Source organism: Pandoraea anhela (assembly GCF_902459655.1).
Taxonomy (GTDB): Bacteria; Pseudomonadota; Gammaproteobacteria; order Burkholderiales; family Burkholderiaceae; genus Pandoraea; species Pandoraea anhela.
In genome coordinates, this window is record NZ_CABPSB010000011.1 from 167958 (window position 1) to 189210 (window position 21253).

24 protein-coding genes and 1 pseudogene are annotated in these 21253 nt (G+C 59.7%); 9 read left to right on the forward strand and 16 right to left on the reverse strand.

Going from position 1 to position 21253, the window contains the following annotated elements:
• Window positions 1-21: 21 nt before the first annotated feature.
• The 3 genes from PAN31108_RS16210 to PAN31108_RS16220 all read right to left on the reverse strand — a co-directional run bounded on the left by PAN31108_RS16210 (window position 22) and on the right by PAN31108_RS16220 (window position 2282).
• Complete coding sequence (locus PAN31108_RS16210; RefSeq protein WP_150669840.1) at window positions 22-870, reverse strand: formate/nitrite transporter family protein; 849 nt, start codon at window positions 868-870, stop codon at window positions 22-24.
• Window positions 871-919: 49 nt separating this feature from the next.
• Window positions 920-1363 carry a cyanase gene (gene cynS / locus PAN31108_RS16215; RefSeq protein ID WP_150669841.1) on the reverse strand — a complete coding sequence of 148 codons (444 nt, stop codon included), beginning with the start codon at window positions 1361-1363 and terminating at the stop codon, window positions 920-922.
• A 205-nt stretch (window positions 1364-1568) separates the two neighbouring features.
• The gene (locus PAN31108_RS16220; protein ID WP_281350093.1) at window positions 1569-2282 is read right to left on the reverse strand and encodes an IclR family transcriptional regulator; all 714 of its coding nucleotides are present in this window, start codon (window positions 2280-2282) and stop codon (window positions 1569-1571) included.
• Between the two features lie 328 nt (window positions 2283-2610).
• Between PAN31108_RS16220 and PAN31108_RS16225 the strand changes: the two are divergent.
• The 4 genes and pseudogenes from PAN31108_RS16225 to PAN31108_RS16240 form a co-directional block, all read left to right on the forward strand.
• Window positions 2611-3321 (forward strand): annotated as a pseudogene (locus tag PAN31108_RS16225) (amino acid ABC transporter substrate-binding protein); the annotation flags it as partial.
• Window positions 3322-3465: 144 nt separating this feature from the next.
• A complete protein-coding gene (locus PAN31108_RS16230) occupies window positions 3466-4230 on the forward strand; it encodes an amino acid ABC transporter permease (RefSeq protein WP_150669878.1) in 765 nt (254 codons plus the stop codon).
• Window positions 4227-4910 (forward strand): amino acid ABC transporter permease, encoded by a 684-nt coding sequence (locus tag PAN31108_RS16235; RefSeq protein WP_150669843.1) that lies wholly within the window; start codon window positions 4227-4229, stop codon window positions 4908-4910. The genes PAN31108_RS16230 and PAN31108_RS16235 overlap by 4 nt, the downstream gene beginning before the upstream one ends.
• Before the next feature lie 77 nt (window positions 4911-4987).
• Window positions 4988-6028: a pyridoxal-phosphate dependent enzyme gene (locus tag PAN31108_RS16240; RefSeq protein WP_174995019.1), complete on the forward strand. Its 1041-nt coding sequence runs from the start codon at window positions 4988-4990 to the stop codon at window positions 6026-6028.
• Between the two features lie 134 nt (window positions 6029-6162).
• Here the strand turns inward: PAN31108_RS16240 and PAN31108_RS16245 are convergent, their stop codons facing one another.
• The gene (locus PAN31108_RS16245) at window positions 6163-6672 is read right to left on the reverse strand and encodes a flavin reductase (RefSeq protein ID WP_150669845.1); all 510 of its coding nucleotides are present in this window, start codon (window positions 6670-6672) and stop codon (window positions 6163-6165) included.
• A 309-nt stretch (window positions 6673-6981) separates the two neighbouring features.
• Here PAN31108_RS16245 and PAN31108_RS16250 point away from each other — a divergent pair, with 309 nt between their 5' ends.
• The 4 genes from PAN31108_RS16250 (at window position 6982) to PAN31108_RS16265 (ending at window position 9937) form a co-directional block, all read left to right on the forward strand.
• On the forward strand, window positions 6982-7986 hold the full coding sequence (locus tag PAN31108_RS16250) for an LLM class flavin-dependent oxidoreductase (protein ID WP_150669846.1): 1005 nt from the start codon (window positions 6982-6984) through the stop codon (window positions 7984-7986).
• Window positions 7987-8053: 67 nt separating this feature from the next.
• Window positions 8054-8380 carry a hypothetical protein gene (locus PAN31108_RS16255; RefSeq protein WP_150669847.1) on the forward strand — a complete coding sequence of 109 codons (327 nt, stop codon included), beginning with the start codon at window positions 8054-8056 and terminating at the stop codon, window positions 8378-8380.
• A gap of 16 nt (window positions 8381-8396) precedes the next feature.
• Window positions 8397-8837: a GlcG/HbpS family heme-binding protein gene (locus PAN31108_RS16260; RefSeq protein ID WP_150669848.1), complete on the forward strand. Its 441-nt coding sequence runs from the start codon at window positions 8397-8399 to the stop codon at window positions 8835-8837.
• 188 nt (window positions 8838-9025) lie between these two features.
• Window positions 9026-9937 carry a LysR family transcriptional regulator gene (locus PAN31108_RS16265; protein ID WP_246183998.1) on the forward strand — a complete coding sequence of 304 codons (912 nt, stop codon included), beginning with the start codon at window positions 9026-9028 and terminating at the stop codon, window positions 9935-9937.
• A gap of 142 nt (window positions 9938-10079) precedes the next feature.
• On the opposite strand, the gene PAN31108_RS16270 is transcribed toward PAN31108_RS16265, so the two are convergent.
• The 9 genes from PAN31108_RS16270 to PAN31108_RS16310 all read right to left on the reverse strand — a co-directional run bounded on the left by PAN31108_RS16270 (window position 10080) and on the right by PAN31108_RS16310 (window position 17247).
• Window positions 10080-10886, reverse strand: a complete 807-nt coding sequence (locus PAN31108_RS16270; RefSeq protein ID WP_150669849.1) for an amino acid ABC transporter ATP-binding protein — start codon at window positions 10884-10886, stop codon at window positions 10080-10082.
• Window positions 10873-11694 carry an amino acid ABC transporter permease gene (locus tag PAN31108_RS16275; protein ID WP_150669850.1) on the reverse strand — a complete coding sequence of 274 codons (822 nt, stop codon included), beginning with the start codon at window positions 11692-11694 and terminating at the stop codon, window positions 10873-10875. Before PAN31108_RS16275 ends, PAN31108_RS16270 begins: the two co-directional genes overlap by 14 nt.
• Window positions 11684-12433, reverse strand: coding sequence for an amino acid ABC transporter permease (locus tag PAN31108_RS16280; RefSeq protein WP_150669851.1), 750 nt, complete (start codon window positions 12431-12433; stop codon window positions 11684-11686). The genes PAN31108_RS16275 and PAN31108_RS16280 overlap by 11 nt, the downstream gene beginning before the upstream one ends.
• A complete protein-coding gene (locus PAN31108_RS16285) occupies window positions 12430-13335 on the reverse strand; it encodes a transporter substrate-binding domain-containing protein (RefSeq protein ID WP_150669852.1) in 906 nt (301 codons plus the stop codon). Before PAN31108_RS16285 ends, PAN31108_RS16280 begins: the two co-directional genes overlap by 4 nt.
• A gap of 47 nt (window positions 13336-13382) precedes the next feature.
• Window positions 13383-14246 carry a transporter substrate-binding domain-containing protein gene (locus PAN31108_RS16290; protein ID WP_246183999.1) on the reverse strand — a complete coding sequence of 288 codons (864 nt, stop codon included), beginning with the start codon at window positions 14244-14246 and terminating at the stop codon, window positions 13383-13385.
• Between the two features lie 51 nt (window positions 14247-14297).
• A complete protein-coding gene (locus PAN31108_RS16295; protein WP_150669854.1) occupies window positions 14298-15713 on the reverse strand; it encodes an MmgE/PrpD family protein in 1416 nt (471 codons plus the stop codon).
• A gap of 464 nt (window positions 15714-16177) precedes the next feature.
• The gene (locus PAN31108_RS16300) at window positions 16178-16453 is read right to left on the reverse strand and encodes a hypothetical protein (RefSeq protein WP_150669855.1); all 276 of its coding nucleotides are present in this window, start codon (window positions 16451-16453) and stop codon (window positions 16178-16180) included.
• A 3-nt stretch (window positions 16454-16456) separates the two neighbouring features.
• On the reverse strand, window positions 16457-16762 hold the full coding sequence (locus PAN31108_RS16305; protein WP_246184000.1) for a hypothetical protein: 306 nt from the start codon (window positions 16760-16762) through the stop codon (window positions 16457-16459).
• Window positions 16759-17247 (reverse strand): hypothetical protein, encoded by a 489-nt coding sequence (locus PAN31108_RS16310; RefSeq protein WP_150669856.1) that lies wholly within the window; start codon window positions 17245-17247, stop codon window positions 16759-16761. Before PAN31108_RS16310 ends, PAN31108_RS16305 begins: the two co-directional genes overlap by 4 nt.
• A gap of 34 nt (window positions 17248-17281) precedes the next feature.
• Between PAN31108_RS16310 and PAN31108_RS16315 the strand changes: the two genes are divergently transcribed.
• Window positions 17282-18475 (forward strand): hypothetical protein, encoded by a 1194-nt coding sequence (locus PAN31108_RS16315; RefSeq protein ID WP_150669857.1) that lies wholly within the window; start codon window positions 17282-17284, stop codon window positions 18473-18475.
• On the opposite strand, the gene PAN31108_RS16320 is transcribed toward PAN31108_RS16315, so the two are convergent.
• The 3 genes from PAN31108_RS16320 to PAN31108_RS16330 all read right to left on the reverse strand — a co-directional run.
• On the reverse strand, window positions 18421-19593 hold the full coding sequence (locus PAN31108_RS16320; RefSeq protein WP_150669858.1) for a transglycosylase SLT domain-containing protein: 1173 nt from the start codon (window positions 19591-19593) through the stop codon (window positions 18421-18423). The genes PAN31108_RS16315 and PAN31108_RS16320 overlap by 55 nt on opposite strands.
• Window positions 19590-20834, reverse strand: coding sequence for a hypothetical protein (locus PAN31108_RS16325; protein WP_150669859.1), 1245 nt, complete (start codon window positions 20832-20834; stop codon window positions 19590-19592). Before PAN31108_RS16325 ends, PAN31108_RS16320 begins: the two co-directional genes overlap by 4 nt.
• 128 nt (window positions 20835-20962) lie before the next feature.
• Window positions 20963-21253: hypothetical protein (locus PAN31108_RS16330; RefSeq protein ID WP_217426322.1), on the reverse strand; the 291-nt coding region annotated here is incomplete at its 5' end.

Consider the following 21253-nt stretch of genomic DNA (forward strand, 5'->3'; position numbering starts at 1 on the left):
CATGCGCCGCTCGCTTGCCGGTCAGGCTTGCCGGGTGACGTCCATCGCTGCGTCCATTACGGTGTGTGTGCGCTTGGGTGCGGTACGGTAGTGCGTGGCGTAGAGCGCAGCGCCGACGAACACCAGCCCACCGACGAGATTGCCGACGACGGTCGGAATCTCGTTCCAGATCAGGTAGTCCATCAGTGTGAAATGTCCACCGAGCATAAGCCCCGACGGGAACAGGAACATGTTCACGACCGAGTGCTCGAATCCCATGTAGAAGAACACGAGAATGGGCATCCACATGGCGATGACCTTGCCCGGTACCGAAGTCGACATCATGGCGGCAACCACGCCGGTGGAGACCATCCAGTTGCACATCACGCCGCGGATGAATAGCGTCAGCATGCCTGCCGCACCGTGCGCAGCGTACCCCAGCGTTCGGGATTCGCCGATACCGCCGATTTTCTGACCGATCAGATTCGGCGCCTCCGAAAACCCGAAGGTGAAAATGATGGCCATGAACAGGGCCACGGTAAGCGCGCCGGCGAAGTTGCCCACGAAGACCAGGGTCCAGTTGCGCCAGACACCACGCCATGTGGCACCGGGGCGTTGATCCAGCACGGCGAGGGGGGCGAGCGTGAAAACGCCGGTCAGCAGATCGAATCCCAGGAGATACAACATGCAGAAGCCGACCGGAAAGAGCAGCGCGCCGACCAGTGCGTTACCGGTATTGACGGTGATCGTCACGGCAAACGCTGCCGCGAGCGCGAGGATCGCGCCCGCCATATAGGCGCGGATGAGCGTGTCGCGCGTGGACATTTGCAGTTTGGATTCACCGGCGTCCACCATTTTCGTGACGAACTCCGTTGGGGCAAGGTAGGCCATTGAGATTCCCCGTGATTGGTTATCGGCGAGCCAGCGTCTGGCAGCCGGATCAGTAAGTCTTGTAAGACAGGAATTTTCCGGACATGACAATGTTGACCCGGTCGCCATTGGGATCGGGTTCTCGTGTCATATCCATCTTGAAGTCGATGGCGCTCATGATGCCGTCGCCGAACTCTTCGTGAATCAGCTCTTTGAACGTGGTGCCGTAGACGGACACGAGCTCGTAAAAGCGATAGATGGTCGGATCGGAGGGAACGGCGGTGGGCAGGGCGCCGCGGTAGGGCGGGATTTGCAACCACTTCCGCTCCTCTTCCGAGAGGCCGAAGATTTCGCCGATCGTTTTGGCATGCTCGGCCGCGAGCGGCATTTGCCCCAGACATGCGGCGGTGACCCATTCCTTGCTCAAGCCGACATCCCTGGCGATGTCGCTCCACTTGAGACCCTTTGAAACTTTCGTCGAGACGATCTTTTCGACAATTGCTGCGCGGTTCACGGTTTCTCCTTTGGGCTGATGAGGTGGTAGTCTCTGCCGGCAAGGCATTGCGTGAACGATATGTCGCGAGCGCGTCCCGGCATATCACGGGAATCACGACATTCATGTAGTGCTGGCACTACAAGCTGATTCGAGGGGCGTGGTCTCCCGATCGTCGAGGGGCGTAATGCGGTGTGCGCCCCGTCAGGGCGACGAAGCCCTCGCCTCATCCGCGAAGCGAGCGCTGTGCAGGCTCGATAATGCGGAGTACCTCGGTTATCGCGGCTTCCATGACCGCGACATTCCAGCGGCTGGCGGGGCCGGAAATCGTCAACGCCGCAGCAAGCGCCCCGGGCCCCCGAAGCGGAATCGACAACGTGCCGACATCCGGCGTGCGCATACCGATGCCGACGATGTGTCCGTGCTTGCGGATCGTCGCGATGTCTCGCTGGAGCGCCTTGGCGTCGGTGCCGGCCTTCGCGGCGGCGTCGATGTAAGCGCAGACCTCCGCGTCGGGGAGCATGGATAGTAGCGCGCGCCCGGTTTCCCCTGCGTAAATCGGGAGCGTTTCTCCTACTGGCACCACTCGCCGGATAGCGTGAACGCCCTCGACCACATCGACGCAGACACGCTGGTCTCCGCTTCTTACATGCAGCGACGCCGTTTCTCCGAATCGCTGAACGATCTCCTCCATGACGGGGCGAAAGAGCCCGCGAATATCGAACCGACTGGTGATCTTCACGCCAATCGAGAACAGCGCCGGACCGTACGTATAGCCGCCTTGCACGGGGTCTCGCGAAACGAACCCCGCATTCTCGAGAGAACGAACCAACCGATAAACGATGCTTCGGTGAAGCCCCACGCGCGAGGCGAGTTCGTCCAAAGACACCGGACTCGCCTCGCTGGCGATCAAGTCAAGCACAACCAGGGCGCGGTCCACTGTCTGCGATCCGCCTTTATTCAAGGACGTGTCGATGATGGTTCTCCTTTCGTAAGGCGCGCGCCGCAGCTTCCTCGGTGGAAGTCATTGACACGCAAAATTGTCGAGTTCACTATTTATAATATTAATCTCTAATATAGAGACTTAATGACGGATGTGCAACTATCCGAACGTTTGCAAAGGAGGCATTGTGACCGGTCGGTTAAATATGTTGATATCGTGGTGTTGTCTTGCTGCGCCGCGAACGGGGGCGCGGTTGCTCGTCCGGCGCGCCATCGCCGGGGCGTTGCTTTTCCTGTGCACGGCGTTCGTTTTTGCTCAGGGGCGCATGGAGACCCTTCGCGCCTCCGGGGAGATTCATCTCGGATTTGCCGAGACCTCCATACCTTTCTCATATCTGGGACCCGGTCAGCGTCCCACCGGCTATACCGTTGACATTTGCCGTGCGATTGCTGAGCGCCTTCAGGCAAAGCTCGGTTTGCGTGAGCTCGATACGCGCTTTATTCCGGTCACGGCGTCCACGCGCATTCCGTTGATCTCCAACGGCACGATCGACATGGAGTGTGGGAACGCAACCAACACGCCGGAGCGGCAAAAGCTGGTGGCTTTCGCGCCGACGACATTTGTGTCGCACACGGTCATCGTCTCCCGCAGAGGAAGTGGTTTTGATCTTAATCGAATCGAGTCTTTCAGAGGACAAGCCGTTGTTACGCAGGCGGGCAGTCTTGCGCACAAACTGCTTCAGGAAATCAGCGCGAAGGCGCATCTCGACCTGACGATCATTGCGGCAAGCGATATCGGCCAAACACTGATGACGGTTGAGACGGGACGTGCGGCGGCGGGGATCACCGACGACGGATTGATCTACGCCGCGGTCGCTGCGTCGAAACATCCGGCCGCGTTCGAGATCGGGAGTCGCGGCATCAACGTTCTGCCGTACGCCATCATGCTGCCCAAGGACGACCCTCAGTTCAAATCGGCTGTCGACGCCGCCGTCGTCGAACTCATTCGCAATGGGACGATAGCGCGGCTGTACGACCGGTACTTCATGTCGCCGCTCCCGCCGAGCGACATCAATCTTCAGTACCCGATGAGCGAGGACTTGAAGCGGGCACTCGCGAATCCGTCAGATTCCAGCGATCTATCGGCCTATGTCCCGGCCAGGCCCACCGGCAATGCATTCATGAATTATCCCTGGCAATGGGGAGCATTTTTCGATTTGTCGCCCGACGGCGTGCACACATATTTTCAGACGATGTTGATAGGGCTCGCATGGACGTTAGCGCTTGCGCTTGGCGCCACGGCTTTCGGGATGGCGCTGGGCATCGCCGTTGGGGTAATGCGCACAACCGAGTCCGCGATAGCGGTTGCTGTCGGTACGACTTATGTAGAAGTCTTTCGAAATATTCCGCTGCTCGTACAAATGTTTCTGTGGTATTTCGCGTTGCCTGAGTTGCTGCCCGTGTCCCTGGGCACGGCGCTCAAACAGATGACTCAGCCGTGGGGGTCCTTTCTCCCGGCATGGCTTTGTCTTACGTGCTATTGCGCCTCTCGCATTGCCGAGCAAGTGCGTGCGGGCATTCAGTCGGTATCTCGTGGGCAATTCAACGCTGGAAAAGCGCTCGGCCTATCCAATGTCGACGTGTATCGGTATGTCGTTTTGCCGCAGGCGTTGCGTTTGATATTGCCCTCGCTGACGTCGGAGTTTGTCGGTGCAGTCAAGTATTCCTCGGTGGCGCTGACGATCGGGCTGCTCGAACTCACGGGCGAAGCGCGATCGATGCAAGAGCTTAGCTTTCACATATTTGAAGCCTTTACGGCAGCGACGATCGGTTATCTGTGTATCAACACCTTCATTGTGCAAAGCATGCGATTCCTTGAGCGCAAGGTTGGTACGGCGTCATACCGCGCTGGTGGCGCCGCAAAGCTGGATGGAGGCATGAGATGAATCCGTCTGCCATCGCCGTCATTGTTGATGCACTCCCGTATCTTGCCAAGGGAATGGGACTCACGCTGGGACTGACGGTCCTGGTAACTTGCTTGGGGCTCTGTCTGGGGGCAGTGCTTGCGTTGATGAAACTCTCCCCGATTCGTGCACTCTCGGCGATCGCGTCGATGTACGTCGATACCATTCGCGCTATCCCGCTTTTGTTGGTGATCTTTTGGTTCTATTTCCTTGTCCCGTATTTGGGGGCTTGGATCGTTGGCGCTGCGTCGCCCATTCAAGTGGGAGCGTTCAAGTCCGCACTCATCAGCTTCACGTTTTTCGAAGCTGCGTACTTTTGCGAGATGTTTCGCGCGGGCATCGGATCGATCGGACATGGACAGAAGGCCGCCGGTTATGCGCTCGGGCTGACCTACTTTCAGACGATGCGCTATGTCGTTTTTCCTCAGGCGATCCGTAATATGGCGCCGCCGATTGCGACTCGCATCATTGTCATCTTCCAAGACACGTCATTGGTCTACGTATTGTCGATGACGGATTTCCTCGGTGCGGCCTCGAAAATTGGACAGATGAGTGGGCGATTGACCGAGCTCTATCTACTTGTCGCCGTGGTGTATTTGCTGATGTGCTTCGCGGCGTCCCGGGCCGTGCGTCGGTTGGAGCATCGTGCACGAGCGGTTTAGATCGCTTGTCGGTTGCCGAATAAACATCACCGATGTCTTGGTGCCCCCAGTATTCCGTTAGTCAGGACCCGATATTCATGAATGTGATCGAACACGAAACCTCCATGTGGCGCTATGCAGACTTGTTCTCCGAGAGCGAGCGCGTTCACCGAGTCAGTCTCGGAGAGGGATTTACCCCGGTTCTCGATGCCCCCCGATTAGCCGCATCACTAGGCTGCAAGCGGTTGGTTATCAAGGACGAATCGCAAAACCCTACGGGGTCGTTCAAGGATCGGAGCGCGTCTTACACGGTCACAAAGGCGGTGCAGGAGGGGGCGCACGGCATTACGCTGCAGAGCACCGGCAACGCGGCAGCTTCGTTTGCAGTGTATGCGGCGCGTGCGGGAATCGCATGTCACGCCATCGTTCCGGCGGATGTGCTCGACATCAATGTTGAGCAAATACTTCGGGTGGGGGCGAGGCTCACGAAGCTCGACGACTGGCGCCGTGCGTCGCAGTTTTGCGCGGAAGTTGCACGGGACAGCGGATTCACCAACGTGTCTGCCGCTAACACGCCCCATCGAGCCCATGCCAAGCGGTCGTTGGGTTTCGAGATCGTGGAGCAGAGCGCAGCGACGGTGCCGGACGCCATTTTCTGCCCCACCGGGGGCGGTCTGGCGTTGCTTTCGATGGAGAAAGCGTTCGAAACGTTGATCTTCCCAGACGGCGATGTCGGGTTTCCTCGCTTGTTTGCTTGTCAGTATTCAGGGTGTGCACCTATCGCGCGTGCATATGCTCAAGGGGCCAATGAGGTGACGCCATGGGGAGCCATCGATACGCCACGAGGTGGAATGCGCACACCGTCGCCGAGTCTGGGGGCGCGTGTTTTGAACGCAGTGAGTCGCGGTGGGGCATTTGCGATCGCGCCGCAAGCGGCGGCCCGGCTTGCCCTCGATGCGGCACGCCGCGACGGTTTGCTCGTCGGGTTGGAGTGCGGCGTGGCGCTGGCGGCGCTCGAAGCGGCGCTCAAGCAAGGGGGACTTGAGCGGGATCTGTCAATTATGGTGATCAACACGGCTGGCCCGTTCAAGCTGGACCCCGAGTACATGCTGTCTTTGCACGCAGGACAGAACATGTAGGCTCGGGGGCGCGTGCCTGGTGTCGGTCGTATCTGGCCCGCAATTGGCACGGGCCATTTTTTCCTCGCAGTTCGACCGTTTGACAGGGAGCGTCTGGCGCGCGGGGACGCCCCTTGCGCGCGCTTCAGTGGACGTTACGAACCCGGCGATTCGTTTGCCGCTTTGCCGATGGGACAGAAGTTTCGCCGGAAATGGACTAGTCCATTGCCGGTGCTTTGGCGAACGGCTTCGACTTCCACAAAGAACACCGTGTGCGTTCCTTTCTCGACAAGATCCGTAATTCGTCCGTCAAAAGACGCCAGCGCGTCTTGCAAGATGGGCGAACCTGTCGCAAGCCGCTCCCACGCACCACATTCAAATCGCTTCTCTATCGTGCAGCCGGTGGAGCCTGCGAAAACCGAAGCGATTTCGGCGTGCGATGAAGCAAGCGTATTGACACAAATGACCCCATTTTCTTTAAACAATGGATTGCTGCGGCTCGAACGGTTAACGCACACCGCGAGCATCGGGGGATCGTCGCTGACGCTACATACTGCGCTCGCCGTCATGCCGGTAACGCCGGCGGTGCCGGCCGACGTGACAATGTTGACTGCGGCACCCAGCTGCGCCATGGCGTCGCGAAATTGCTGCCGTGGAATAGACATCGGTAACTCCTGATCCATGAAATTCAAATCGCAGCGGGTTGCCTCTTTAGGTTAAGCACCACTGCTTGATCAGCATATTGGGGGCCGACGCGAGGCGGAAGGCGCAGCACTGCGAAGCACTCTGTCATTTCTGAATCAACTGCCTCAAATGAGGCACAGGTATCGACACGGCGGGCCTTTGGCCGCGTGTCGACCTCACTCTTGCAAATGTGAAAGGATGCTTGCCAATCCAGCCTCTTCTGAACGGCTCGTCATGTAGCGATACTGCCTCCGAGGGTTTGTTGACCCGTTACACGCAAGGAGATTGACATGCAGTTTGGATTGTTTGGCAGCGCTCAGGCTGACAGTTCTGGTCTGGGTGCCGGAGTTGGTCAGGGATTTCGTGATTACATCGATTTCAATGTCGAAGCGGAAGCGCTCGGGTATTGCAGCACGTTCCTTGTTGAACACCATTTCACCGGATGGGGACAGGTCTCCTCGACACTGAATCTGCTGACGTGGTTGGCCGCGCGCACCAGCACGCTTCGCTTGGGGACCGCCACGATGGTGCTCCCGTGGCACAACCCCGTGTTACTCGCGGAGCAAGTATCGACGCTCGAACTGCTCTCGAACGGTCGGTTCGACTTCGGCGTGGGACGGGGATATCGTCATGCCGAATTCTCCGGTTTCAACATCCCGATGGAAGAGTCGGAGGGGCGCTTCGAGGAATGCCTTGATGTGATGCTCAAGGCCTGGAGTGGAGACGGGCGGTTTTCGCACCGGGGGAAGTACTGGTGCTTCAACGACATTTTGGTCGAGCCAAGCATCGAGAGAGGGCCCGCGATGTGGATGGGGGCCGGCAGCGAGTCGTCTATCCGTAAAGTCGCATCGCGAGGCTTCAACTTGTTGCTCGACCAGTTTGCCGACGCGACGCTCACGGGGCAGCGTATCCAGCAGTTCAGGCAGGCGCTCTCGGACTTGGGGAGAGCTTACGACCCGAATGCAGTCGCGGTGGCCCGCGAGCTTTACGTGGCCACTGACGATGATGACAAGCTTGCCGCGATCGAACGATTGAATGCTGCGAGAAAACGTACGATCAATCACGCGCAGGCGCCGGGCAAGGCCGGAGGGGCGCACATTCTGTCGTACGCAAACGGCAGCCTGCCGCCGACAGACAGTGCGTTGATCGGCACCCCCGACGAGATTCGCGAAATGATCCGGGCATTGCACGACGCCGGGGCAAACTATCTCATCCTGACCGTTCTCGGCGGTTCCCTGAACACGCTTCGACGATTTGCCCACGAGATCATGCCTGAGTTCCAGGCGGCTGTCTGATAGTCAGGGGATATCGGATTACCGATCTTCGGATCCGTCGAGCAGTAGAGACACCGGGAAATTTTTCATGATCGTAAATATTGCAGAGAACGCATCGGCATCACTTTCTATGGCTGACGATTTCAAGCGGTTCAGTGTTCGGATTGTCGCGCGTGCGGGGGAAATGTCCGTGCTTCGCGACCGTCTCTCCGGGATCGGGCGCCTGGTTGACCTTCACACGATGTGGATCGATGAAAACTGGCTAAGAAGTGCGCCGGGGCGCGGGCAAGGGGAAGATTGGCAGGACGCCCTGTCAATCATGATCGCTAGCGCGAAACAACACGGGTGGATCGACGAGGCGAACCGTCTGATCAAGGCCCACGTCGAATGGATCGGACCAGAGATTCACAATTGAGTCAGTGAGGTTGGAAATGTATCAGATCAAACTTGAGACAGCGTTACGGATCATCGATGCCGCGCTGGAAAAATCGAATCAACTCGGATTGGCGCCGCTCTGCGCGGCCGTGTTGGATGCCGGAGGTCGGTTGATCGCGGTGAAACGGCAAGATGGTGCGAGTTTCTTTCGCCCGGACATTGCCATTGGCAAGGCATTCGGATGTCTGGCGATGGGCTTTGGCGGCGCGGAGATGGCCCGCCGTGCACAGATAGCCCCGCAGTTTTTCAACTCACTCACGGTGCTTAGCGAGGGTAAGATGGTGCCTGTCCCGGGCGGTGTCCTGATCCGGAATCATGATGGGATGGTGTTGGGGGCGATCGGAATCAGTGGTGATACGTCTCTGAAGGATGAGGAGTGCGCGATCGCGGGCATTGCCGCGGTGGATCTGAAGGCCGATTGCGGGAACGCGGAATAACGTGGATTTCCCGCGATTTTTGAGGGATGGGACGCGAAGGCAGGTCCAACGTGCGGTATGTATCCGGCGCAACGCAGGGCTCTCGACTTCGCGTCACAAGCAAAAATCGGTGTATGACTTCCGGGTAGCTAGGTTTGCGCTCCCTTTGTGCGTGAATTGCGCGCCAATTCCATCGCCTGCTCGTTAATATGACCAATACTCGCATCGATGCAATGGCGCTGTTTGTCGCAGCGATCGATACAGGAAGCCTGTCTGCTGCGGCCCGAGAGTGTGGGGTATCTCTTTCGTCGGTCAGCCGACATCTGACGTTGCTTGAGGAGCGGATTGGAACACGTCTGATTGTTCGCTCCACCCGAATGCTGGCGCTAACCGAAGCAGGACGGGCTTATTACGAGAAGGCGAAACGTCTCCTCTCGGAGATCGATGAGCTTGAGTCGGGACTCAATACGCACTCGGAGATCCCGACGGGAAAGCTGAGCGTGAGCGGCCCCATCTTGTTGGGCCGCGTGTTCATGTTGCCGATTCTCGCTAAGTTTCTCGCCGAGCACCCAAAAATCACGCTGGATGTAACGCTGCTCGATAGTCAGGTGAATCTGATTGAGGAAGGTATCGATATCGCGGTACATGTTGGCGAACTGGTCGATTCAAGCCTTGTCGTGCGTAAGCTCGGTGCCTTGCGATGGGTGTTTAGCGCCTCTCCGGCCTATCTCAGTACGAAAGGCATACCGCAAAGCGTTGATGATCTCGAAAGTCACGATTGTCTGGTGTACGGCCTGCAAAGTCTTAGCTCGGATTGGCAGATGCTGGTTGCAGGCAAGCCAACACGGGTGCAAGTCCCGGTGAGAATGCGATCGAATACGCTGGACGGTGTCGTTGCCGGCGCGCTTGAAGGTGCCGGGATCGTGTACGCCCCGGCGTGGGCGGTTGCCGATCACGTCGAGGCGGGCCGTCTGCAGGTCGTGTTACGGGATTTTGAAGTGCCGCCGCGTCCCATCTATGCGGTGTTGTCACACCATCGGCTGATGGCCATGAAGGTCAGAGCGCTTCTGGACTGCTTTGTCGAGAATCTGGCAAAGATCGATTTCAATAGTGTTCCCTGACGTCTCGATAAACTGGCTGCATCGCGTGAGCGTGCCGTGGAAGTGCTGGTGATGGCCTTCAGGAGTTGCGTCGGCACCCGTCGGCGATCAACACCTTGCCGGGGTATCCGGGCAGGGTTTGCGTCGGCCGGTCGGCCAGGCGCTATCCCAGCACTTTGCGCAAAAATTGGCGCGTGCGGTGATTGCGCGGTGTTTCGAAAATTTGTTCGGCCGGGCCGTGTTCGACAATCTTTCCCGCTTCCGTGAAATAGACTTGGTGGCTGATCTGCGCAGCAAATCTCATCTCATGCGTGACCAGCACGCAGGTCATGCCATCCGTTACGAGATCACGGATCACGGCGAGGACTTCGCCGACGGCCTCGGGGTCCAGGGCCGACGTGACTTCATCGAAGAGGATCAGTTCGGGTTGCATGGCGAGTGCACGGGTGATGGCCACACGCTGTTGCTGACCGCCGGACAGTTCGCCGGGGTAGGCGTCGGCCTTATGGGCCAGCCCCACGCGATCCAGCAGTGCGTGCGCTTCATCCTCCACCGATACACGGTCGCGTCCCCCGACACGAACCGGGGCAACGACCAGATTCTCGAGTACGGTGAGGTGAGGAAATAGATTGAATTGTTGAAAGACGAAACCGACACGTTTTCGCAGCGCAATGAAGTCAGCTTCGGTCTTGAGCGCATCGACGCGCGTATTGCCGACCCTGATCTCGCCCCATTGCGGCCTGAGCAAGCCGGTCATGCACCGAAGTATCGTGGATTTTCCCGATCCGGATGGCCCGATGATAGACACGGCTTCACCGCGATGGACCTGCAAGTCGATGCCTTTGAGCACTTCGTTTTGACCGAAAGACAGATGCACGTCGTGGAGATCGATCAGTAGCTCAGGCCTGGACGGGTTACGAAAATCCGCATGGGGACTCAACGACGTCAGGGCGAGATCAATGGCGGTCATAGCGTTTTTCCAAGGCTCGCGTAAGAAGCGCGATCGGATAGCAATACATGAAGAAGAGCGCCAGGAGCGCGAAGTACACGCAAATCGTGAAGTCCGTTCGGCCTACTGTGTTGCTGGCGATTTGTGCGGTATCCACCAGTTCATGGACACCCATGAGCGACGCGAGTGACGTGCTCATGGTGAGACTGGCGTAGAAGTTCATCCATGGCGGCAACATTCGGCGCAGGCACTGCGGCAGCACCACCAGTCGGAAAATTTGAGTGCGCCGAAAAGCGAGCGACTGCGCGGCCTCCCATTGAGCGCTGGGAATGGACTGGATCGCACCACGGAAGATTTCGGCAACGTAGGCGCTTGTCGGCAGTGCAAGACCCAAAACGACCTTGACGATGTCGGGAAACGGCAGCGTCCAAGCCGCGACCCGGATCTCGAAGGGGAACACGTAGGTCGTGAAGTAAATGAGCACGAGCAACGGCACATTCCGGAAGAGCTGAACATAAGCCCGAGCGCAAGCGCGAACGGCCCGAACCGGAGAAAGCGCTGCCGGGCCGAGTCCCAATCCCAGCAGTGAGCCGATCGCCACCGCTTGTACGCTAATCTGCACATTGACCCAGAGCCCGCGCAGCAGCGCGGGCATCCAACTTCTCAAATACGCGACGGCGGGCGGCAGGTCGATGGCCATGAGCCACCATGCGGCTAGCGATAATGCAACGATCGTGAGGACAATCGTTTTAGCGCTGCCAATACCCCTCAGGGTGCTCGATGCAAGCTGCGTCAACGCCACCGCTGGCACAAAAAATTTAAGTGCCATAGCCGGGCATTCTCCAGTGCTGCTCGAGCCAACGGCCCGTGAGGCTAACCAGCCAGGTCAGCAAACCGAACCACAGAACGATCAACAGGAGCAGTTCAAGCACGTTGTCGTGTTGGGACCAGATCATGATGGATTGATAGGTCACATCGCCCACGGCAATTGCCGACGCAATTGCCGTGCCTTTTACGAGTTCCACCAAGTTGTTGACCAGCGATGGCAGCGCGAAGCGCAGCGCGAGGGGGAGCTGAACGTCTCGCAGGATTTGACGCTGCGAGAACCCCAGGGATCTGGCGGCTTCCAGGGTGGTGGCGGGAACGGCATCGATGCCTGCACGCAGCGCTTCCGCATGGAATGCTCCCTTGTGCAGCGAAACCACGAGCACCACCCAGAAAAATGGCGTGAGCGGATTCTGGCCGATCCCCCAGTCGCGCAGTTGCTGTGTGATGAGCATGTTCAATACCAGAAAAGCGCAGTAAAGCTGCACGAGTGTCGGCGTGTTGCGCGTGACTTCGATGAAGCCGCGTGCGGGGAGGGCCACCCATCGGCGACCTGATGTCACCATGGCCGCGAGGAGCACACCGGTGGCCAGGCTGCCGGGGATCGTCACCGCGCAAAGCAATGCGCTGATGCCGAGCCCCTTGATGAACGACTGGCGCTCGGCAACGTCGGTCAGGAAGGTGTAGTTCAGTCCCAGTGAGCGGAGTGTCTCGATCGCCTGGGATATCCAGTCGAGCGTCATGACTTGGGGTGAAGCGCTTTGTAGACGTCGAAGTCGAACGGTGCGCGATCGAACTGTCCCTTGAGCGCCAACGCATGGCGCTCAGCGACCCAGGTATCCGGCATGCCCCACTGGCGGACTTCCTTGAGCAGAAAGCCCGAGCGATGCCAGTCCTGAATGGCGCGGTCGACAAACGCCTGCGTATCCGTTTCGCCCTTTCGCATCCAGATGAGCTGCGGAGACGGGAGGATTTGATCCGACGTGGCGAGCGTGTAGTCCGACCATTCCCCCGCATTTTTGTCATGCAGTTTGCTGTACAGCTCGGGATAGTCGTGTATTGCCGCGTCACACAGGCCGCCCTTGAGCGCCAGCATGGTTTCGGCGATGCCGCGCAAGCCCTTGACCACTGCACCATACTTTTCGGCCAGCGGCTTGGCATAGTTGCTCCCTTGCGACATGCACGCGACTTTGCCGCGCAAGTCTTCCCATCGCTTGATACCGCTGCGTTTTGCAACGAGAGGGGAGCCGCCAAAGAAATCGTAAGGCGTTGGCGCGAAAGCGAGCATGTCGCTGCGCTCTTGCGTCCAGTTCGCCGAGATCATCAAATCGATCTTGCCGCTTTGCAGAAGTTGGACGCGCGTCGAAGTCGACACGACGACGGTCTCCAGTTGGACACCCAAGCGATGCGCAATGTCGGTGGCGAGTTCTGTCTGATAGCCTCCCGTCTTGCCAGTGACCGGGTCGAGAATGCCCAACGGAAGATGCGGAGAACTCACGCCGACGATGACTTTGCCGCGCTGTTTGATCTTGTCGAGCGTGGCGTCCGCGTGAGCGATTGAACAGCCCAGCGAAACGGCGGCCGCTGCGGCGCCGACGAGGCGGCGGGCGATGGAGGGGAACTGCGAGAAGGAGAATCGATGCATTGGTAACGGCCGCAGACGTGTCCTGGTCCGGTGTCTCTGAATACGTGTCATGGCGAGGAATGCTTGGCTTTGTAGATGTCGAAGTCGAACGGTGCGCGGTCGAAGCGGCCTTTGAGGGCCAACGCGTGGCGGCTGGCGACCCATGCCTGCGGCATGCCCCACTGGCGCACTTCCCTGAGCAGGAAGCCCGAGCGATGCCAGTCCTGGATAGCTTGGTCCACAAACGCCTGCGTATCGGTTTCTCCTTTGCGCATCCACACCACGACGGGCGTCGGGGTCAAGGGATCCTTGGGCGTCAGGACGTAGTCGGACCACTCGCTGGCATTCGCGTCATGGAGCTTGCCGTAGAGTTCCGGGTAGTCATGCACGGCGGCCTCGCAGACACCGCCTTTGAGCGCCAGCAGGGTTTCGGCGATGCCGCGCAAGCCTTTGACCACGGCGCCATACGTTTCGGATAGGGGTTTGGCGTAGCTGCTTCCCTGAGACACGCAGACGACTTTCCCGCGTAAATCCGTCCAATGCGTGATGCCGCTTCGTTTGGGCACCATCGCTACGCCGCCGATCATGTCGTAGGGTGTCGGCGCGAACGAGAGGATTTCGGCACGCTCCGGCGTCCAGCCGATCGCGGCGACAATCAAATCGATCTTGCCGCTTTGCAGAAGTTGAACCCGCGTTGACGATGGCACGGCAACGGTCTCCAACTTTGCGCCCAACCGCCGGGCAATGTCCGCAGCGAGTTCCGTCTGATAGCCTCCCGTTTTGCCGGTCACCGGGTCGAGAATGCCGATGGGAGGATGGGGCGGACTGATGCCGACGACGACTTTGCCGCGTTGTCTGATCTTGTCGAGCGTGGCATCGGCGTGAGCCGTGCCGCAAAGCATCGTTGCAATGAGCATAGTGTCAATAAGCATCGCGATCATCGTCGGGATGCGGGTTAGCGTAGTGAATCGCATAGCGGTCGATTACTGCGAGAGCGGGGGCTGGGTCGATGCCGGCTGCCGGCCGCTGCCTTGGAGCAGCCGTACGACTTCCTTGAGTGCACCGTCCTCATCGATTCGGCGCGCGAGGTAAGCCAGCTCCCTGCTGACGAACGTCCCGTAGCGCGGTGTCGTCAGCGACGCGAATTTTTGCTCGAGTTCGTCCCAGCTAAGCGGGTTCTCCGGATCGCCTTTGCGCGCGGGAATGTGGCTTCGATAGACCGCACCGTCGTCCGTCGTCACGGTGAGGAAGGCTTCACGGTAGGGGATGTCTTTGCTGGGTTCGATCTGGATCGTGGGCAAGATAGCCCGCACGAGAGGGTCTTGCAGCGTCTCGGGAGAAAAATCTTCGGGGCCCAGCTTGTAGCCTGCCAGCGCCATGGCAACGCAAAAATAAATGCTGAATCTGGCTTCTGTCGGCGTTTTCGGGTCGCGGAAGCCAGCCATCGCCAAGACATTGGATGCGGTTCTGGCAACGACCGACGTGATCTTCTTGTGCTTGAGCTGTTCGCGCAGTTGCATGGCACCCTCGGAGGACGCGTGCGTCGCTCTGCAACTGGCGTACAACTTGAACGCGTTCCCGAACATGTGCCACTCGTGGCCCAAGTCGGACATGGGGGGAATTTCGCCTATTCGGCCGTCCTGGATCAGCATTGCGAGCCAGTTCTCGCCCTCGCGCTCGTAGAAGCCCGTGTTTGCGCTCAGACCATGACTTGCCAACTGCGCCGCGATGATGCCGTCCATGGCGGCTTTGCCAACGTGAAATGGCTTGGCGTCGGTGCCGTGAGAAGACTGAAAGCCTGAGAATGTCGTCGCCACTGCCCCGAACGCGTTCGCCGTCTGGACGTGGTCTAAGTTGTAGAGCACCGAACCGATCGCCGTTGCGCCGACGCGGCCAACCACGGCGGTGGGATGGTAACCGACGCGTTGCAGATTACGGCCAACGCCGTCGGGGCCGCCGCCACCGAGCCTCGCCATGATTTCAAAGCCCGCGATATAAGCGGCCACCATGGTTTTTGCGTCGCTGCCTTCTTGCTGTGCGACGGCGATTGCGGCGGACCAGCAGGGGCCGCTAGGGTGTCCTGCCCCCTTGGGCAGGGTGTCGTCCAAGTCTTGCGAGTGCGCCGCAGTTGCGTTGACCAACGCCGCCAATGCAGGAAGCGTGTCGAATGCGCCCAGCACGCTGGCGCGTCCGGCGACTCCCCAACTCGAAACTGTCTTGCGCACGGCCACTGTCGATGGATCGTTCGATCCGCTCAACGTGCATCCCAGATAATCGAGAAACGTGCGACGCACCATGTCAAGCACGGCATCGTCAAACGTCAAGCGCCTCACGTCGAGACAGAATTCCACCATCGCTTTCCCGCGGAAAGTGGGCTCTTTCGGTCCTAGCGTCATCATCTCTCTTCATCATCAACGCGACGAAAATTTAACGTCGCTCTGCACCGTCGTCCTTTTAAGGATCGGTGGCAAAGGCGTCTTTCATCACCATTATTAATCTCTATAATAGAGACATATATTTCTTAATAAGAAATATGATTGCGTTAGTCGGTTCGCAGCGTCAACGACGGAATTGCGATTAGCTAATCTGTATGTGCGATAAGTCGGGGGAGGAGGGCAGGAGACGCCGCTGGGCTTGCTTGCCGGGGGGCTTAAGCGGCCCGGCGCATGGGGGTTGTCGATCATCAGATGACTTGGCCTCACCAAACGGCCAGTCTTCGTGCATCATGACCATTGTCAATTCTGACTTTCAACGCTGGTGCTCAAACCGGTCTGGAGATCGAGCGAGCATGACGCGCGCTTGCGGGGTATCCATTTTTGTGGGCAGCAGCGATAGAGCGGGGCTGATCGCATTGGTCAGTGCTTCACCGGGCGTCATGTCCGAGCCTCCCGAAATAACGGCGCTTGATCTGGATTTGCCAGAAAACCCACATCGCGGCTACCGCGACGGCGACATTCAACGTCACCTCGGGCGCGCTGTGGCACGCGATCGGCGATCCAATGTTGCCGATCGCCGAGAAGTTCACCAGCGACAGCACGAGGGCGCCTCCGCTGCGGGTTGGTACGCGATGGGTCAGCACCGCCCAAAGCGAGAGCGCGAAAATTACTGCGTTTGCCGAAAAATTGATGATGGCGAGCATGACTTAGCTCCCGAGAATCTTCTGGCGAGCTGCATCCAACCACTTCGGAATCTGCTGGATAAGGCTGCTCACGCCAGATAGGCCGAAGACCGACGCCGCCGCGATCGCAGCCATGTGTGTAACGCTGCCTGGCGTGATCGCGTAATACTCGGCCGCCGCTCCTCCTGCAAGACAGCCGATGCCCACGCTCGCACCGAACGAGAGGCCGCGCTGCCACCAATTCCCCGGAATGAACTTGAGAGATACCGCTGCGCCGAACGCCGCGGCCCCCCCAATCTTCACCAGCAATGTCGTCTGGTCGTCGATCACTTTTTATTTCCTTGTCGAGATGCTTCATACGCCTGCACCGCGCGCATGCCCGCGCGGCCAGCCCCAGTCGCCTTCTCCTTGAGTGTTTCGATAAACACCTTCTTCGCTTGTGGCTGCCCCTTGAATTCCTCAAGCGCATTGGCTAGCTTCTTCGGGTTGAGTAGGAGGTTGATTGCGGCCTTCTCGGACCTCGCCATCGCCTTGCTCGCGGCGGCGCGGACGAGATATCCGGCGGCAGCCGAAACGATGTTCCCGGAACCGGCGGCCATTCCAAGTGCAGTGTCAGTCCCACGGGATTCAGCGAGGCGCGCAAGCAGGCCGCCGCCGAGTTGCATGTTCGCCGCCGTTTGGCTGCCAGCGGCACCGAGCGGAACGTTGGCCGTCGAGGCACGCTGGAGATCTGCGAGCAGGCTGTTCTTGTATGCCTCAGCGCCCCCCGTCAGCGGTTCTCGTCCCAGCGCCGATTTCGCTGCTTGATAGGTCATCTGAGCCTCGCCGCTCGCGTTGTTCCCTGCACGAATGGCAGAGAACAATGCAGCACGGTTTGCCGCAGGCCGTGACGTCGTCGGGCCGAACCTTGGCCAAGAAGTCGACGATTTCACTCGCGCCCAGGCGCAGCGCCTCGCTGCTGGGCAGGCGGAATTGCCGCCCCTGACGGCCGAACAAGCGCAGATCATGCAGTCGCCGGCATACGTCCGCGCCATGAAGGTGGCGCAGGGATCGGCAGATAACGCGGGCAGCGATGTGTTCGCAGTTCAGCAACGCCCATTGCAGCAGGCGCTCGCTCAAGGCATTGACGACGTGGCGGGCACGCCCGCGACGCTCGACGCCTTGCGCGCAGCGCGCGGGAATGTTGCCGACGATATGTTCCGCACGGCGAATATTACGTTGCCGGTCACGACGCCGAAATTCGCCGCGCTGCTCGAAAAGCCTGCGTTCCGCAGCGCCATCGATGCAGCCCAGAAGGCGAGCGACAACCTCGGCGAGGGCTCGATCTTCGCCACCACACAGAACCGTGCGCTGGCGAACATGGGCGGCGCGAGGGGTGTCGAAACTCAGCTCGTCACCGGTCGTGGCTTGCTCTATGCAAAGGGCGTGCTTGATGACCAAATCGGCCGCGCAATGCAGATGGGTGAAAACGCCAAGGCGCGCCCGCTGATGGCTGTTCGCGACGATCTGGTGAGCATCATGGACGACGCCACCGGCGGCGAATACGCCGCAGCCCGAGCGAAGTTTCAGGCCGATTCCGCGCCACTCGATGCACAGATGGCGCTGCAAAAACGGCTTATTTCTGCCGTCGATCCTGTCACGGGCGACGTGAATCCAAACACTCTCAGTGGCGCCATCAGAAACGTGCTCGGTGAGCAGTTGAAACCAGGCATTCGCCAGGCCGACAAGGTGACGCCGGAAATGCTCGATCAGTTGCGCGTGCTCAGTGCTCAAGCGCGCACGACACCGACCAACATGACGGGGCTGTCCGGAGAGGGGCAGGAATATCTTCGGGGCGCGCTGAACGTCGGCAGCAAGGGAAACGAGTTGGTTCGCGAAGATGCCCAGCGAGCTGCTGAACAATTCTCAAACTACCTGCGTACGCAGTCACCGGCCTATTCCGACTACCTCACCCAGCAGGCCACCACCGGCGTCGATCTGACGTCGCGTCAGACCCTGCGTGAAGCACTCGACAAGTTGGGTTTGCTCGCCAACGCGACTTGACCAGCTTCCGTGTTCTGCATGGCACGTTGCAGACGAATGATCGCCGGGTTATTCGCCGCCTCGGCGGCTGTCGGCAGACTGCCCGGAATCAGTTCATCGGAGTTCGAGCGAAGTGCGGCGATCGTCGGGGCGAGATCATCGCCAAGCTGGCCAGCGATTCGGCCCGCGGCTGATTGCTCGCCGCCACGCACTGCTGACCACGCTCGCGACGCCAGCGGACGCGCAGCGTTAATGCCAGCGCCCAGCAGCTGGCCGGCGCCGTATCCGAGTGCGCCGAGTCCGGCGCCTTCCACAGCGCCAGGCAGTATGCCCGTGTCGTTCAACGCCCCTTGACTGGCGCCATAAGCGCCGCCGGCGGCAATCTGCGGCAGCAATTCCGGTCCAGCGAAGAGCATAGGCACGACTGCGCCGCCGATGTTGCCCGCCGTGCGCCAGCCCGAGGTACCGAGCTGATCGTTTCCTTGCTGCGTGAGGTTCCGTGCACCGTTTTGTGCATCGTTGACGAGCCAATCCCCAACGCCGTTGGCGCCGACGGCTTGCAGGCCTCTCCCGACGAGCGCCTGACCGCCCAGCATTGTCTTTCCGAACCCTTCGCCGATGCCGCCGACCGTCGCGACCAACGGATTTGACGACGGTTGCTGCTGAATCGCAGTTGGCATTGGGTTGTCGGTGACGCCAGGCACGACGGCTCGTTGCTGTGCACCCTGCGTGACGATGGTTTGCCATTTGCCGAGATACGTCAACGCATCGTCCGGCAAGTCTGCGAGACTGCCACCATTGGCAATCCACTTATCGGCCGCCCCGGGCCCCATCTGGTATGCCACGGCGGCAAGCGACGGATCGCCATATCGTTGGCGCAGCATGGCGTAGTACTGCCGGCCGAGGCGCGCATCGTCCTGCGGCGTGCCGTTCGACGGCGTCAGCCCAAAACCCGGGTCGCGCGCCGTCGAGGCAAGCACCTGCATACTGCCGCGCGCGCCTGAATCCCGATTAACGATGCCAGGCGTCGAGTCAGCCGCCCCGCTCGATTCGATTTGGTTGATCGCTCCCTCAGGCGTCGAAAACGACGCCTTCAGAGCGAGCAGATCCGCATTGCTCAGGCTCGACAGATCATTCATCGCATGAGCCCCCGGCGCTTGAGTTCGGAATTGATATCGCCGAGAGAGTAACGACCGATCTGCGGCTGACCTGCCTGACCCTGTTGGGCGGGCTGTTGCTGAAGCGTTGCCTGAGCGAACGTCGTGCCGGCAGGGAATTGGATGCCATTGATCGTGGCGTCACGACTGAGCGGCCCAAGGCTGCCTCGGTTGGCGGCCGAGTAATCCGCCTTCGCCGCCTGGTACTCGGCAACACCCTTTTGCACGCGCCCGACGGCCTGCAAGTAGGCGAGCCACGTATTCGGCGCAGCGTTGTCTGCGGGCACACCATTGCGCACCAGCGCGATATCCTTGTCGGAAGCAGATCCGGGCGGGAGTTCGCTGAGAATCGACTTGTTGACGAACTGCGCAAGCTGACCACGCAACTGCTGGCCAGCGTCCTTGTTGCCCGTGATGCGAGTGAGCATGTCGTTGAAGTTTGCGGCAGCACCACTGGCGAACTCAGGCGCACTGGCGAGCTGGTTCGCCAGGTATGTCGTGTTCTGGTACGTCGTGCGCGCGTCGGCGGCGGCAGCGGCAGCGTCATTCACAGTTTTTTGCTGCGCCTCCGACAGCGGACCGACGCCTACGGCGCTTTTAAGCACCGGCTCGCCGATCATTCGACCGTCGCCACCATATTGCAGCGTGTAAGTGTTGCCGGCGCCATCCTGTGTCTCGATCGTGCGCGCGACCTGCGGCGTACCTTGAACGATTGGCGCGCCGGCCTTCGATATGACCGAATTCCCTGGAGGAACGACTACCGGGGCGTTGACGGCGTTGTATTGCTCCACGCCGAGTTTTCCGAGCGCGATGCGGTTATCGAACGCTTTTTGCTGTGCCTCCTGGGCCAGTTTTTGCTGGGCAACCGTCGCCGCGAGATAGGGATTGTTCGCTGGATCGGCGTAGGCGCTGGCAGCCGTCGAAGCGGTTACGTTGCCGGTATAGGGATTCTTCGTCTGATAGGCCGAACCGCCCGCGAGCTGCTGTGCGATGTTGCTCGCCGCAGCTGCCGTACCCGCCTGATTGGCGGCGGCACCGGTTAGGCCGGAAATGGCTCCGGTCTGCGTCCCGTTCATGCCGGCGACGACTTGGCCGTCATATTGCGGTACAGGCTGATTGGACAGGTCGGCACCCCTCTGAAGCAACTGCTGGGCATAAGGCTGCGCCCAGTCTGGCAACTCCGTTTTCGTCGTCGTGGTGCCTCCGCTGCTGGGAGAGGACATACGGCACTCCTGAAAGCAAAAACGGCGCACCGTGGTGGGTGCGCCGTCCGAGGATTGGGCTGAAGATGCCCAAGTCTTTCAGGTCTGATGCCGTGCTTCCATACTGACCGCCTATCGAGGCGGGTTTTTCATACGTTCCAGTATGTGATTGCCGCAATTAGGGCAACGAATGCTAGTGCTTGCCAGCCGCCGAGTCCGACCAGGAGAGAAATGGCCGCAGCAAGCGCACAAATCACGCCAACTACGGCGGCCGTCTTTTTCGTCACGCTCCACGTCGTGCGGGCAGCAGAGACCGCGCCGTCGGCGACCAGCTTAGGATCGCGCAGATACCAGACGAGCATTGCGGCCAGAATCGCGATGATAACGACGAAGGCAATCGGGAGGTTGTCCATAATTTCCTCACATCCGAGGGATTTGGC

Excerpts from the sequence above, each read along its gene's own strand:
- PAN31108_RS16245 (WP_150669845.1), bottom strand. The coding sequence starts at position 6,672 with ATGTCTATTCCACGGCAGCAATTTCGCGACGCCATGGCGCAGCTGGGT.
- PAN31108_RS16265 (WP_246183998.1), top strand. The coding sequence starts at position 9,026 with ATGACCAATACTCGCATCGATGCAATGGCGCTGTTTGTCGCAGCGATC.
- PAN31108_RS16325 (WP_150669859.1), bottom strand. The coding sequence starts at position 20,834 with ATGTCCTCTCCCAGCAGCGGAGGCACCACGACGACGAAAACGGAGTTG.
- PAN31108_RS16285 (WP_150669852.1), bottom strand. The coding sequence starts at position 13,335 with ATGCATCGATTCTCCTTCTCGCAGTTCCCCTCCATCGCCCGCCGCCTC.
- PAN31108_RS16250 (WP_150669846.1), top strand. The coding sequence starts at position 6,982 with ATGCAGTTTGGATTGTTTGGCAGCGCTCAGGCTGACAGTTCTGGTCTG.
- PAN31108_RS16300 (WP_150669855.1), bottom strand. The coding sequence starts at position 16,453 with ATGCTCGCCATCATCAATTTTTCGGCAAACGCAGTAATTTTCGCGCTC.
- PAN31108_RS16315 (WP_150669857.1), top strand. The coding sequence starts at position 17,282 with ATGGCAGAGAACAATGCAGCACGGTTTGCCGCAGGCCGTGACGTCGTC.
- PAN31108_RS16280 (WP_150669851.1), bottom strand. The coding sequence starts at position 12,433 with ATGACGCTCGACTGGATATCCCAGGCGATCGAGACACTCCGCTCACTG.
- PAN31108_RS16255 (WP_150669847.1), top strand. The coding sequence starts at position 8,054 with ATGATCGTAAATATTGCAGAGAACGCATCGGCATCACTTTCTATGGCT.
- PAN31108_RS16230 (WP_150669878.1), top strand. The coding sequence starts at position 3,466 with ATGAATTATCCCTGGCAATGGGGAGCATTTTTCGATTTGTCGCCCGAC.
- PAN31108_RS16320 (WP_150669858.1), bottom strand. The coding sequence starts at position 19,593 with ATGAATGATCTGTCGAGCCTGAGCAATGCGGATCTGCTCGCTCTGAAG.
- PAN31108_RS16210 (WP_150669840.1), bottom strand. The coding sequence starts at position 870 with ATGGCCTACCTTGCCCCAACGGAGTTCGTCACGAAAATGGTGGACGCC.
- PAN31108_RS16310 (WP_150669856.1), bottom strand. The coding sequence starts at position 17,247 with ATGACCTATCAAGCAGCGAAATCGGCGCTGGGACGAGAACCGCTGACG.
- PAN31108_RS16270 (WP_150669849.1), bottom strand. The coding sequence starts at position 10,886 with ATGACCGCCATTGATCTCGCCCTGACGTCGTTGAGTCCCCATGCGGAT.
- PAN31108_RS16275 (WP_150669850.1), bottom strand. The coding sequence starts at position 11,694 with ATGGCACTTAAATTTTTTGTGCCAGCGGTGGCGTTGACGCAGCTTGCA.
- PAN31108_RS16240 (WP_174995019.1), top strand. The coding sequence starts at position 4,988 with ATGAATGTGATCGAACACGAAACCTCCATGTGGCGCTATGCAGACTTG.
- PAN31108_RS16295 (WP_150669854.1), bottom strand. The coding sequence starts at position 15,713 with ATGATGACGCTAGGACCGAAAGAGCCCACTTTCCGCGGGAAAGCGATG.
- PAN31108_RS16235 (WP_150669843.1), top strand. The coding sequence starts at position 4,227 with ATGAATCCGTCTGCCATCGCCGTCATTGTTGATGCACTCCCGTATCTT.
- PAN31108_RS16290 (WP_246183999.1), bottom strand. The coding sequence starts at position 14,246 with ATGCTTATTGACACTATGCTCATTGCAACGATGCTTTGCGGCACGGCT.
- PAN31108_RS16260 (WP_150669848.1), top strand. The coding sequence starts at position 8,397 with ATGTATCAGATCAAACTTGAGACAGCGTTACGGATCATCGATGCCGCG.